The organism is Enterobacter sp. MGH 38 (assembly GCF_000492855.1).
Classification (GTDB): domain Bacteria; phylum Pseudomonadota; class Gammaproteobacteria; order Enterobacterales; family Enterobacteriaceae; genus Enterobacter; species Enterobacter hormaechei_C.
Genome location: NZ_KI535607.1, coordinates 1,383,648 through 1,396,168 on the forward strand (window position 1 = coordinate 1,383,648; position 12,521 = coordinate 1,396,168).

Below are 12,521 nucleotides of genomic sequence, written 5' to 3' on the forward strand. Positions count from 1 at the left end.
GGATTATCATGACGGATACAACTTCAGCCCCGCGTTATGCGCTGCGCGGGCTACAGCTGATTGGCTGGCGAGACATGCAGCACGCGCTGGATTTTCTGTTCGCGGACGGGCAGATGAAATCGGGCACGCTGGTGGCCATCAACGCAGAAAAAATGCTGGCGGTTGAAGATAATGCGGAAGTGAAAAGCCTGATTGAAGCCGCGGAGTTTAAATACGCAGACGGTATTAGCGTGGTGCGTTCAATTCGTAAAAAGTTTCCAGACGCTAATGTGTCTCGCGTGGCGGGAGCTGACCTTTGGGAGCGGCTTATGGAACGCGCAGGCGCTGAAGGCACACCGGTATTTTTGATCGGCGGCAAGCCAGAGGTGCTGGCGCAGACCGAACAAAAGCTGCGTAACCAGTGGAATGTTAACATCGTGGGCAGTCAGGATGGCTATTTCAGGCCGGAAGATCGCCAGGCGTTATATGAGCGCGTACGCGACAGCGGGGCGAAAATTGTCACTGTCGCCATGGGGTCGCCGCGGCAGGAAATTCTGATGCGCGATTGCCGTCTGGTCAGCCCGGATGCGCTCTATATGGGCGTCGGCGGCACCTACGACGTCTTTACCGGCCACGTTAAGCGTGCGCCCAAAGTCTGGCAAAACCTGGGGCTGGAGTGGCTCTACCGCCTGCTTTCTCAACCGACACGAATCAAACGACAGATTCGTCTTCTGCGCTACCTCGCCTGGCACTACACCGGTAAAATGTAATCAATATGCAGCGCGATCTGCTGTTCGCGCTGCAACGCCCCCTGCAAAGCTGCTGAATTTCTGTGCAATGCATTCATTTTTTTAATGCATTGTTTGCCATTTGCCAGAATTTAAGAAACCATTCGCTCCGTATTTCAGTACCCCTCAAAAACAATACCCGGCAATAAGTCGGGAAACAGCAAACACAACCGAGGAATTATGGCAGAGAAAAAACCGGAGCTTCAGCGTGGGCTGGAAGCTCGACATATTGAATTGATCGCGCTGGGCGGGACTATCGGCGTTGGCCTGTTTATGGGCTCGGCAAGCACGCTGAAATGGGCGGGGCCTTCCGTCCTGCTGGCGTATATTATTGCCGGACTGTTCGTCTTCTTCATCATGCGCTCAATGGGCGAAATGCTGTTCCTGGAGCCGGTAACGGGCTCTTTCGCCGTTTACGCCCACCGGTATATGAGCCCGTTCTTTGGTTATCTCACGGCCTGGTCGTACTGGTTTATGTGGATGGCCGTCGGGATTTCGGAGATCACCGCCATCGGGGTCTACGTGCAGTTCTGGTTCCCGGAGATGGCCCAGTGGATACCCGCGCTTATTGCCGTAGGGCTAGTGGCGCTGGCGAACCTTGCCGCCGTTCGTCTTTACGGTGAAATCGAGTTCTGGTTTGCGATGATCAAAGTTACCACCATCATCGTGATGATTGTTGTGGGTCTGGGTGTCATCTTCTTTGGCTTCGGTAACGGCGGGCACGCTATCGGTTTCGGTAACCTGACCGGGCACGGCGGCTTTTTTGCGGGTGGCTGGAAGGGCTTTCTGACGGCGCTCTGTATCGTTGTCGCCTCCTATCAGGGCGTTGAGCTGATCGGCATTACCGCCGGTGAGGCGAAAAACCCGCAGGTCACACTGCGTAGCGCGGTAGGCAAGGTGCTGTGGCGTATCCTGATTTTCTATGTGGGCGCTATCTTCGTTATCGTGACCATTTTCCCATGGAACGAGATCGGCACCACCGGCAGCCCGTTTGTCTTAACTTTCGCTAAGATTGGCATCACGGCGGCAGCCGCCATTATCAACTTTGTGGTACTGACGGCGGCGCTTTCCGGCTGTAACAGCGGAATGTACAGCTGTGGGCGTATGCTTTACGCGCTCTCGCAAAACAAACAGCTGCCGGCTGTGATGGGCAAAGTCTCCCGCGTAGGTGTACCGGTGGCGGGCGTAGCCGTGTCGATTGTGATTTTGCTGATTGGCTCTTGCCTGAACTACATCATCCCAAATCCGCAGCGCGTGTTTGTTTACGTCTATAGCGCCAGCGTGCTGCCGGGGATGGTACCGTGGTTTGTCATTTTGATTAGCCAGTTGCGTTTCCGGCAGGCGCACAAAAAAGCGATCGCCAGCCATCCGTTCCGCTCCATTCTGTTCCCGTATGCGAACTATTTGACGATGGCGTTCCTGATTTGCGTATTAATTGGAATGTACTTTAATGAAGATACCCGCATGTCGCTGTTTGTCGGGATGATCTTCCTGGCTGCCGTCACAGCTGCATATAAACTTTTTGGCCTGGGTCGCCGTGGCTCCGCCCATAAAGTGGAGGAATAAGCGGCAAAATGTGCAAACCATAACCAAACGCGCATTTTTTTCAAAAAAGCACTAGACAGCGGGGACGGAGGTACGTAATATCCAGCCCCGCAACGGCGCTAAGCGCCCGTAGCTCAGCTGGATAGAGCGCTGCCCTCCGGAGGCAGAGGTCTCAGGTTCGAATCCTGTCGGGCGCGCCATTTTAGTCCCGGCGCTAGAGCTGCGGTGGTCTGAGAAGTAGTCAGAACCGCGTGAAAGAATACAGTGGTGGCTATAGCTCAGTTGGTAGAGCCCTGGATTGTGATTCCAGTTGTCGTGGGTTCGAATCCCATTAGCCACCCCATTATTGAAAGAGTTGTGAATTGCGAAGGTGGCGGAATTGGTAGACGCGCTAGCTTCAGGTGTTAGTGTTCTTACGGACGTGGGGGTTCAAGTCCCCCCCCTCGCACCACGACTTTTAATGAGTTGAACTAAAAATTCAAAAAAGCAGTACATCGGCGAGTAGCGCAGCTTGGTAGCGCAACTGGTTTGGGACCAGTGGGTCGGAGGTTCGAATCCTCTCTCGCCGACCAATTTTGAACCCCGCTTCGGCGGGGTTTTTTGTTTTCTGCGTTTTTTTATCCTGTAGTCATTTCCCGACAACACCCCACATCCTTGTCGCGATTCAGCGACATATAAACCATTAATATTTAAGTATTTGTTATTTTACCTCTTAACCTGTCTCCTTGTGGCGACAGTTCACCGACTTTAGCGCGATGTTGTATGGCTTCAGGCGGTTCTTAACAGCATAATTTCCTTTTATCTTAAAATGTTGCGCGATGTAAAAGTTCTGCGTGTAAACCTGGCACATTACATGCAATAATATGCGTGTAGATGCTCATTCCATCTCTTATGTTCGCCTTAAGGCCTCATAAACTCAGGAATGACGCAGAGCCGTTTACGGTGCTTATCGTCCACTGACAGATGTCGCTTCGGCCTCATCAGACACCATGGACACAACGTTGAGTGAAGCACCAAATATGTTGTCTTACAGACCTGTTTTAACGCCTGCTTTTATAGCAGGCGTTTTTTTATGCCTTATTCACGATAATGGGCCAGGACCAGCGCCACTAACAGCAGAGCGATAGCAGAGACAGCATATAGCGTCTGAGCCGCTCCCAATATCGTCGCTGTCATTGCGGCGAGGCCCGTAAAAAGGGAAGCGCTCAACGTTTGCCAGCGCCAGGCCTTACCGCTGGCAGCGGATATCTGTATAGCCTGAAAATTACTCAGTACCCCAAACGTACCCGCCGCAAAAACGATATTCGACGCCAGATGCGCGATAAAGATCATCCCCAGCGCAAGCACGACCCATGCGGATAAAAACGGAAGCAACCCATAGGCTGCCAGAAAAAGAGCAAGACAGCTAAGTAGCAAAGGCGTTCTTGCTGCAAAGCGTGTCAGACTCTCTTTTCTGAGCAGCAAGGGGCCACAAAGCTGTCCCAGGCTTCTGGCAAAAAGCAAGGGCAGCGCAAGCCCAGCGGCATTCTCGGGGTTGATCTGCTGCGCCAGTGCTGGCAGCAACGCCATTGCAGGCGAGCCTACGGCAGCAAGGGCAGGCAAAATCAGCAAACTGCGTTTTTGTCGAAGGGTCAGAGTTTGCCAGCGCAATGCCACAGGTTGAGGGTCCCCGACAGGCAACGGTGCTGGACGCGCTACATACTGGCGTTCTGCGAGAAACAGCATGACCAGCGATCCCATAAAACTGGCGGCGTCGATGACCAGTAAGGCGAAGACCGGGATGCGCTGGAACAACACCACACCCAGCCCGATTCCTAACAAAACCTGGGAGGCAAAAATCACATTTTCCAGACACGTTGCCGCAGGCAGTTCTGCCTCATGCAGTCCGCGTTTAAACAGAAGCGTTAACGCAGGCCAGCTCATCCCGCTCAGCAACGCTTCTGTGGATTGCACCGCAAGCAGCGCCGGTATGCTGTGGTAATGTGCGCCTGAAAGGGGAAAGAGCAGGGCGAGCAAGCCCAGCCATTCGGTCAGCATCAACAGGTAGAGAGGTGAAAACCGCTGGCACAGCTTTTCACCAATCAGGCTGCCGATAAAACCGGGCACCGTAGCAAAAAGGAAGGCGAGGGTTAACAGCGCTGACGGGGCTGACCACTGTAACAATAATCCGAAAACAACAACCTGAGTTAAGCCATTACCCAGGGAGCTAAAGATAAAGGCGCAGGCCAGCAGGCGGAGCCAGCGATGGCACCGCAGCGCTTCGAAAAGCGCATATAAAAGCGAGTTCATGACGATATCCTTTCAGAAACGGTTTATTCCACGCGGGTAAGCGCGTGTGCAAAAAAAAGTTAAGGAAAAGACATCGTTACATTGGCGGGTTCGTTTGCAGGTGAGTGTTAAAAGAATGTAGCAGGAGAAATGAGATAAAAAAAGGAGGCCATCTGGCCTCCTCTTAATTACTGCTGCGTTCCGTTATTTTGCAACGTCAATAACAGCCCATCACGGCGCATAGCTGCGGCCTCTTCCGGCTTGTGCTGCTTGTCCAGCGAATCAGCAAGCCAGGCGTAATCAAATGCGTCCGGGCGTTGCTTCAGCGCGGCGCGGAAGGCGAGACTCGCCTCCTGCCACTCGCCGTGTTTCATCAGAGACTGGCCCAGCGTACTCCACAGCAGCGGACGATCGCCCACGGTTTTGATCTGCTGGCGCAGTGCTTTTTCAATTTGTTCCGGATTGTTGGTTTTCAGACGCGGGATGACCATCACCAGGCGGTCATCATACTGTCGCTTGAGACCGTCGAGGAGGATCTCCTGCGCGGTGTCATGGTCGTCACACTCAATCAGATGTTCTGCCATCGCAACCTGAAGAGGAACCTGCTGGCGCGTTTTGCGGCTCTGGTTTTTCCACCAGGTTTTCAGGCCGTCGCTGCCGAGATCGGCGCGCGCCTGATCCATCAGGCCAATCCAGGCCAGACGCTGAAGTTCATCACGATGTTCATCATCACCCACGTCGGCTTTCGCCATGGAAGGGATAATGTCCAGCAGCGAGCCCCATGCACCGGTCCGAATATATGCCTGCTCAGCAAGACGCAGCACTTCCGGATGACGAGGGGTAATTTCCAGCAGACGGTCAACGCCGTGACGTGCGGCATGGTTTTCATTGCGCGCCAGTTGCAGACGAACGCGGGTGATCTCAACCGGAATCGGATCCTTAGTAGAGAGCTCAGACGCGCGTTCAAGATGCTGATTGGCGCGGGCCTCATCGCCTCGCTGTTGCGCCGCCTCAGCGGCCAGCAGATAGTTAACAACCGGCTGTTCTGCATGGTCGGCATTTTTCGACATCAGCTTTTCAACCTGCTGATAGTCGCCTTCGGCCAGCTTCAGCAATGCCTGCTCGGTCTGCTTACGGGCGCGACGGCGCTTACGGCCAACGAACCAGCCGCGCGTATGTACGCCGGTACGGAAAATACGACGCAGGAGCCACTCCACTGCCAGCAGAACGACCACACCCAGGATCAGGATAATCACCAGCCCTGTTACGCTGGTTTCGATGTTGTAGTTATCGGTCTGGATCAATACGTAACCCTGGTGACCCGCAAGCATCGGCCCCAGTACAATCCCGGCGATCAGCAGGATGAAGAGTAAGAAGACTTTTAGCATCATTACTCTCCTTGCGGCGCGCTTTCAGGCGCTGGCGCGGCGGCAGGTGCTTCAGCCGGACGCTCTGCCGGAACGCCCGGCTGGGCCAGCAAGTTACGCACGCGCGTCTGCATGATCTTCTCCAGAATCGGCTGGCTTTCCAGCTTGTCCGGTACGTTCATGGTGATGTTTTGCTGGCTCAGCTTGTCGATATCCTCAAGGAACGCGGTCGTGGTTGCATCATTGGTATCGTAGTAAGCACGTACCCAGGTTGAAACGTTATCCAGCGCCTGTTTGTAGGTCTCTTCCTGGTGACGCGGCACGGCCTGCGCCGCGACCAGCAGGCGGGAACGAATGTTTTCGCGTAGATAGACGTCCTGGTTCGGTGCCAGCAGCGGCACGGCAGTTTCATCGCGGCGGCGAATGGTAATAAAGCTGTCCATAAAGTTCTGCCAGCTCTTTTGCAGGTTGATACGCCATTCGCTCAGGGAACTGGACAGCTCGGTACCGTCGGAATCCATCGGAGAGTCATCGTCGTTGTTATCGGCCAGCTGAAGGTTATCAATCTGGTTCGAGAGCTGATTCACCTTAAGGATGATACCGTCGTAGTCGACCTGAGAAACCGCGGACAGGCTGGCGATATCTTCCGTAATAGCGCGGCGTGCGTTGATGAGGCTCGGATCGTTCATATCAGCCAGGCTTGCGTCGGCGCTTTTCAGCAGCGCGGCGGCGGTGGTGACATCCTGATCGCTCCAGAGCTTGCGCCCGGCCAGTTTCACCAGAAAATCGGCCTGTGAAAGTAGCCAGGTTTTGGCATCGGTTCCCGAAATTGTGGCGACTTTTTCCTGCACTTCGCTCAGCTGTTTGGTCAACTCTTCACGTTTGCTGTTCGCGTCGGCGAGGGCGGCAGCCTGCTGTTTGATCACACCTTCCAGCTCAGCTTTTTGCGTCTCCTGCGCTTTCTGTAGGGCAGTGATTTGGTTAACCAGCGCGTCGCTGGTGGCCGTCTGGTTGGTGCCTTGTTTCTTCACCAGTCCGTAGAGACCCACGCCTGCGGCCAGCGCAATCGCGATGGCAATCACGCTCAGCGTGAGGCTGGTTTTATTGCTGCCGTTTTTCTTCTCAACGGTTGTGTCTGTCGTCTCTGGCTGTGACGTGGTGTCCACAGTCTCCCTGGTCTCTTCAACCACGGCGGAGGATTTTTCGTGTTCCGTCATTATGGCTTCCCATTTGAGAGTTATTGTAATGCGCGCAGCAGCGCATCGTTGTCGGCGTTTTCAGCGATCCGAATATCCTGCCAGCCCAGTTCCCGGGCGTGGTTCGCCAGACGCTCACTGACGACCAGAAGCCGACAGCGGAGTAACCAGTTTTCGCGATACCAAAGCGGAATCAGCGACCAAAGCTGTTGTAACATTTCACCGCTGGTGACCACCAGCGTATTAATACCGCGGGCGTGCCAGCGCATTGCTTCTTCCGCGCCATCATAGTGTTTTGCACAGCGCTGATAGCACTCCACAAACGTCACGTCTGCGCCGCGTTCGCGCAGCGTCTCGCCCAGCAGTTCGCGGCCACCGTTGCCGCGCAAAATAAGCGCGCGCTTTCCGGCAATGTTTTGTAATTCAGATAATTGTAGCAAGACTTCGCTGATTTCCCGATCTAACGGGTAACGAACATCGATTCCGCTCGCGGTATGTAAGGCCAGCGCCGTAGTGCGCCCGATGGCGAAATAGCGGGGGGCGTGAGGCCAGCGAACGCCCTGTTGTTGCAGTTGCGCATGGGCAAACTCCACGGCATGCTGCGACAGCGCAAAGAGCAGATCGCCTTCCTGCAAGAGACGCATCTGGTCAGCGAGCTCAGGCAGCTCGCGACCGGGGGAGAATTCAATCAGCGGAAAACTCCAGGCCACCTGCCCCAGTGCGCGCAGACGGCTCACTAACTGCTCTCCTGCGGGAGAAGGGCGGGTGACAAGTATGCTCATGCAGGGGGCTCTCCGTTATAGACCTCGGCCAGAATTTCACGTGCGCCGTTATTCAGCAGCTCTTCCGCCAGCGATACGCCAAGCGCCTCGGCATCTTGCGGTTTGCCGCGACGTTCACCGCGAACCATATGCGAGCCGTCCGGCGCGCCAACCAGCGCACGCAGCCACAGTTCACCGTCAGTTAATTCAGCATAGCTGCCAATTGGCACCTGACAGCCTCCTTCGAGGCGTGTATTCATCGCGCGCTCGGCTTTTACGCGAACGGCGGTATCGTCATGATTCAGCGGCGCCAGCAGTGCCTGAGTGCGCACATCATCCAGACGACACTCAATGCCGACGGCGCCCTGGCCGACGGCGGGGAGCGACAGCTCCGGCGGCAACGCCACGCGAATACGTTCTTCCAGCCCCAGGCGTTTCAGGCCCGCAACCGCAAGAATAATGGCATCGTAGTCGCCGTTATCCAGCTTGCCAAGGCGTGTGCCGACGTTCCCGCGCAGCGAACGGATCACCAGATCCGGGCGACGTTCAGCCAGCTGACACTGGCGGCGTAAACTTGACGTGCCGACCACGCTGCCTGCCGGCAACGCATCAAGCGAGTCATAGCGATTAGAGACAAACGCATCGCGCGGATCCTCGCGCTCGCAGATGGTCACCAGCCCCAGCCCTTCCGGGAACTCAACGGGCACATCCTTCATCGAATGCACGGCGATATCGGCGCGGTTCTCAAGCAATGCCAGCTCCAGCTCTTTGACAAACAGACCTTTTCCGCCCACTTTGGCCAGCGGCGTATCCAGAATGACATCGCCACGCGTAACCATTGGCACCAGCTCAACGCGTAATCCGGTGTGGCAGGCTTCCAGGCGCTGCTTAACATAATGTGCCTGCCAGAGTGCAAGAGGACTTTGGCGTGTGGCAATTCTCAAAACATTGTCTAACATGCTTGTTACCGTCATTATCAATCGCTAACCATCCTAACATTGTTGACACTCGGATGGCAGTTTTACGGTTGATGAAGAGTGAGAGGGACAGGGCGGCGTATTCGTCAGCCATCGCCGTATTCAGGAATTTACACGTACAGAACGGTGCTACACTTGTATGTAGCGCATCTTTCTTTACGGTCAACCGGCAAGGTGTTAAATTGATCACGTTTTAGACCATTTTTTCGTCTGTACCACCAGAAAAGCAAAAGGCGAAAAAAGGGTAACGGTTATTTTTTGAAATACTGCGGGTCCGCTGCTTTTTCTGTTCTGACTGACATGCGACACCCGGAAACATCAGGCGATACGTCTTGTACCTCTATATTGAGACTCTGAAACAGAGACTGGATGCCATCAATCAATTGCGCGTGGATCGCGCGCTTGCTGCCATGGGCCCTGCTTTCCAGCAGGTATACAGTCTTCTGCCGACATTGTTGCACTATCACCATCCGCTAATGCCGGGTTACCTCGATGGTAACGTTCCCCAGGGCATTTGCCTCTTCACGCCTGATGAAACCCAACAGCATTACCTGACTGAACTTGAACTCTACCGTGGTATGCCGCCGCAGGATTCGCCAAAAGGCGAGCTGCCGATTACCGGGGTTTACTCCATGGGCAGCACATCATCGGTTGGGCAAAGCTGCTCTTCTGACCTGGATATCTGGGTCTGCCATCAGTCCTGGCTCGACAATGAAGAGCGCCAGCTGTTGCAGCGTAAATGCAGCCTGCTGGAGAGCTGGGCGGCGTCGCTCGGCGTGGAAGTGAGCTTCTTCCTGATTGATGAAAACCGTTTCCGCCATAACGAAAGCGGCAGTCTGGGTGGTGAAGACTGCGGCTCGACTCAGCACATCCTGTTGCTGGATGAGTTTTACCGTACTGCCGTTCGCCTGGCCGGGAAACGTATTCTGTGGAATATGGTGCCGTGCGATGAAGAAGAGAATTATGACGACTACGTCATGTCGCTTTACTCGCAGGGCGTTCTGACGCCAAACGAGTGGCTGGATCTGGGCGGCCTGAGCTCCCTGTCCGCCGAAGAGTACTTTGGCGCAAGCCTCTGGCAGCTTTATAAGAGCATTGATTCACCATACAAAGCGGTGCTGAAAACCCTGCTGCTGGAAGCTTACTCCTGGGAATACCCCACGCCGCGCCTGCTGGCGAAAGATATTAAACAGCGTCTGCACGACGGGGAGATCGTCTCCTACGGGCTTGATGCCTACTGCATGATGCTGGAACGCGTCACCGAATACCTGACAGCCATTGAGGACGCCACGCGTCTTGACCTGGTGCGTCGATGTTTCTATCTCAAAGTTTGTGAAAAACTGAGCCGCGAACGCGCCTGCGTGGGCTGGCGTCGTGAAGTCGTCAGCCAGTTAGTCAAAGAGTGGGGATGGGACGAAGCGCGTCTCGCCATGCTGGACAACCGCGCCAACTGGAAGATCGATCAGGTGCGCGAGGCGCACAACGAACTGCTTGATGCGATGATGCAGAGCTACCGCAACCTGATCCGCTTTGCCCGCCGTAACAACCTTAGCGTTTCTGCCAGCCCACAGGATATCGGGGTGCTGACCCGTAAACTGTACGCCGCGTTTGAAGCGTTGCCGGGCAAGGTTACGCTGGTTAACCCACAGATTTCGCCTGACCTGTCTGAGCCGAATCTGACCTTTATCTACGTGCCGCCGGGCCGCGCAAACCGCACCGGGTGGTATCTGTACAACCGTGCGCCAAGCATGGATTCGATCATCAGCCATCAGCCGCTGGAATATAACCGCTATCTGAACAAGCTGGTGGCCTGGGCCTGGTTTAACGGCCTTCTCACCTCACGCACCCGGTTGTTTATCAAGGGTAACGAGGTGGTCGATTTAGCCAAGTTGCAGGAGATGGTGGCGGATGTCTCGCACCACTTCCCACTGCGTCTGCCTGCGCCGACGCCAAAGGCGCTCTACAGCCCGTGTGAGATCCGCCATCTGGCGATCATCGTCAACCTGGAATACGACCCGACGGCGGCCTTCCGCAATCAGGTGGTTCACTTTGACTTCCGCAAGCTGGACGTCTTTAGCTTCGGCGAGCAGCAAAACTGCCTGGTGGGTAGCGTGGATCTGCTGTACCGCAACTCGTGGAACGAAGTGCGTACCTTACACTTTAACGGCGAGCAGGCGATGATCGAGGCGCTGAAAACGATCCTCGGCAAGATGCACCAGGACGCCGCACCCCCGGACAGCGTGGAGGTGTTCTGCTACAGCCAGCACCTGCGCGGCCTGATTCGTACCCGCGTGCAGCAGCTGGTGTCTGAGTGCATCGAACTGCGTCTCTCCAGCACCCGTCAGGAAACCGGGCGCTTTAAAGCGCTGCGCGTCTCCGGCCAGACCTGGGGCCTGTTCTTTGAGCGCCTGAACGTGTCGGTGCAGAAGCTGGAGAACGCCATTGAATTCTACGGCGCGATTTCACACAACAAACTGCATGGCCTGTCGGTTCAGGTGGAAACCAACCACGTTAAGCTGCCGCAGGTGGTGGATGGCTTTGCGAGTGAAGGGATTATTCAGTTCTTCTTCGAAGAGTCGGGCGATAATGCCGGGTTTAACATCTACATTCTGGATGAAACCAACCGTGCCGAGGTGTATCACCACTGTGAAGGCAGCAAAGAGGAGCTGGTGCGCGACGTCAGCCGCTTCTATTCGTCTTCGCACGATCGCTTTACCTACGGCTCAAGTTTTATCAACTTCAACCTGCCGCAGTTCTACCAGATTGTGAATGTGGATGGGCGAGCGCAGGTGATCCCGTTCCGTACGCAGGCGATTACCCCTGCGGCGCCCGCTAACCAGGAAACTGCGCCGCTGTTGCAGCAGTATTTTTCCTGAGGCTTTTCGCCGGGTGGCGCTATCGCTTACCCGGCCTACGGTCCGAGTCGCTGTAGGCCCGGTAAGGCGTAGCCGCCACCGGGCAACAAAACTACCTGAAACTCACGTCCTCACCCGCCTGCGCGGTCGCCGCCTGCTCCAGCAGATCCCAGAACGTTTCGCCGCTGCGGTCGCAGACCCACTCGTCACCTTTCAGATCAAAGTGATAGCCGCCCTGTTTCGCCGCCAGCCACACCTGGTGAAGCGGCTCCTGACGGTTAATAATAATCTTGCTGCCGTTTTCGAAGCTTAAGGTCAGGATCCCGCCGTTGATTTCACAATCGATATCGCTGTCGCCGTCCCAGTCGTCGATACGCTCTTCGATGGTCATCCACAGGGTATCGGCAAGGCGATGAAATTCACTGTCGTTCATGGTTTTATTCCTGTTTTTCGTGATGGCGGCAGTATAACGCTAAATAATTCCCGTTGCAGGAAAGCGGCAAACTCTTGCTTTTGTGTCTTCTCCTGCGATGATAGAAACAGATTTGAACTTACGGGCAACCTCTACATGAAAAACGTCTTCCGAACGCTTGTCGTTCTTGTCACTCTGTTTAGCCTGACCGGCTGTGGACTGAAGGGACCACTGTACTTCCCGCCAGAGGATAAAAACGCACCACCGCCGACAAAACCGGTGCAAAGTGGTATCGAGTCATCTACGCCGGATACCAACGATCGCGGCAATAACGGCGGCCCGACTCAGGTCAATCTCTGACAATTACGTTCTG

10 protein-coding genes and 4 tRNA genes are annotated in these 12,521 nt (G+C 55.2%); 8 read left to right on the forward strand and 6 right to left on the reverse strand.

Annotated elements, in window-relative coordinates; translation table 11 throughout:
• The first annotated feature begins 8 nt into the window (after positions 1–8).
• From wecG to L384_RS14360, 6 genes are all read left to right on the forward strand, one after another.
• Complete coding sequence (wecG, locus tag L384_RS14385) at positions 9–749, forward strand: lipopolysaccharide N-acetylmannosaminouronosyltransferase (RefSeq protein WP_022646653.1); 741 nt, start codon at positions 9–11, stop codon at positions 747–749.
• Positions 750–947: 198 nt separating this feature from the next.
• Positions 948–2,333 (forward strand): bifunctional threonine/serine APC transporter ThrP, encoded by a 1,386-nt coding sequence (locus L384_RS14380; protein ID WP_017693946.1) that lies wholly within the window; start codon positions 948–950, stop codon positions 2,331–2,333.
• A gap of 102 nt (positions 2,334–2,435) precedes the next feature.
• Positions 2,436–2,512: transfer RNA gene (locus L384_RS14375), tRNA-Arg, on the forward strand.
• A 67-nt stretch (positions 2,513–2,579) separates the two neighbouring features.
• Positions 2,580–2,655, forward strand: a tRNA-His gene (locus tag L384_RS14370).
• Positions 2,656–2,676: 21 nt separating this feature from the next.
• Positions 2,677–2,763 (forward strand) — tRNA-Leu (locus L384_RS14365).
• 44 nt (positions 2,764–2,807) lie between these two features.
• Positions 2,808–2,884: transfer RNA gene (locus tag L384_RS14360), tRNA-Pro, on the forward strand.
• Between the two features lie 505 nt (positions 2,885–3,389).
• Here L384_RS14360 and L384_RS14355 read toward each other — a convergent pair.
• The 5 genes from L384_RS14355 to hemC all read right to left on the reverse strand — a co-directional run bounded on the left by L384_RS14355 (position 3,390) and on the right by hemC (position 8,863).
• Positions 3,390–4,601: an MFS transporter gene (locus L384_RS14355; RefSeq protein WP_023323984.1), complete on the reverse strand. Its 1,212-nt coding sequence runs from the start codon at positions 4,599–4,601 to the stop codon at positions 3,390–3,392.
• 167 nt (positions 4,602–4,768) lie between these two features.
• Positions 4,769–5,968 (reverse strand): protoheme IX biogenesis protein HemY, encoded by a 1,200-nt coding sequence (gene hemY / locus L384_RS14350; protein ID WP_026080629.1) that lies wholly within the window; start codon positions 5,966–5,968, stop codon positions 4,769–4,771.
• A 2-nt stretch (positions 5,969–5,970) separates the two neighbouring features.
• Positions 5,971–7,164 carry a uroporphyrinogen-III C-methyltransferase gene (hemX, locus tag L384_RS14345; protein WP_006812379.1) on the reverse strand — a complete coding sequence of 398 codons (1,194 nt, stop codon included), beginning with the start codon at positions 7,162–7,164 and terminating at the stop codon, positions 5,971–5,973.
• Between the two features lie 20 nt (positions 7,165–7,184).
• Complete coding sequence (hemD, locus tag L384_RS14340; RefSeq protein WP_023323985.1) at positions 7,185–7,925, reverse strand: uroporphyrinogen-III synthase; 741 nt, start codon at positions 7,923–7,925, stop codon at positions 7,185–7,187.
• Entirely contained in the window at positions 7,922–8,863 is a 942-nt protein-coding gene (hemC, locus tag L384_RS14335; protein ID WP_032628002.1) for a hydroxymethylbilane synthase, read from the reverse strand. The genes hemD and hemC overlap by 4 nt, the downstream gene beginning before the upstream one ends.
• A 350-nt stretch (positions 8,864–9,213) precedes the next feature.
• On the opposite strand from hemC, the gene cyaA reads away from it, so the two are divergent.
• On the forward strand, positions 9,214–11,757 hold the full coding sequence (gene cyaA, locus L384_RS14330) for a class I adenylate cyclase (protein ID WP_022650172.1): 2,544 nt from the start codon (positions 9,214–9,216) through the stop codon (positions 11,755–11,757).
• Between the two features lie 91 nt (positions 11,758–11,848).
• Here the strand turns inward: cyaA and cyaY are convergent, their stop codons facing one another.
• Complete coding sequence (gene cyaY / locus L384_RS14325; protein WP_003860816.1) at positions 11,849–12,169, reverse strand: iron donor protein CyaY; 321 nt, start codon at positions 12,167–12,169, stop codon at positions 11,849–11,851.
• 135 nt (positions 12,170–12,304) lie between these two features.
• Here cyaY and L384_RS14320 point away from each other — a divergent pair, with 135 nt between their 5' ends.
• Positions 12,305–12,508 (forward strand): LPS translocon maturation chaperone LptM, encoded by a 204-nt coding sequence (locus L384_RS14320; RefSeq protein ID WP_003860815.1) that lies wholly within the window; start codon positions 12,305–12,307, stop codon positions 12,506–12,508.
• Positions 12,509–12,521: the final 13 nt, after the last annotated feature.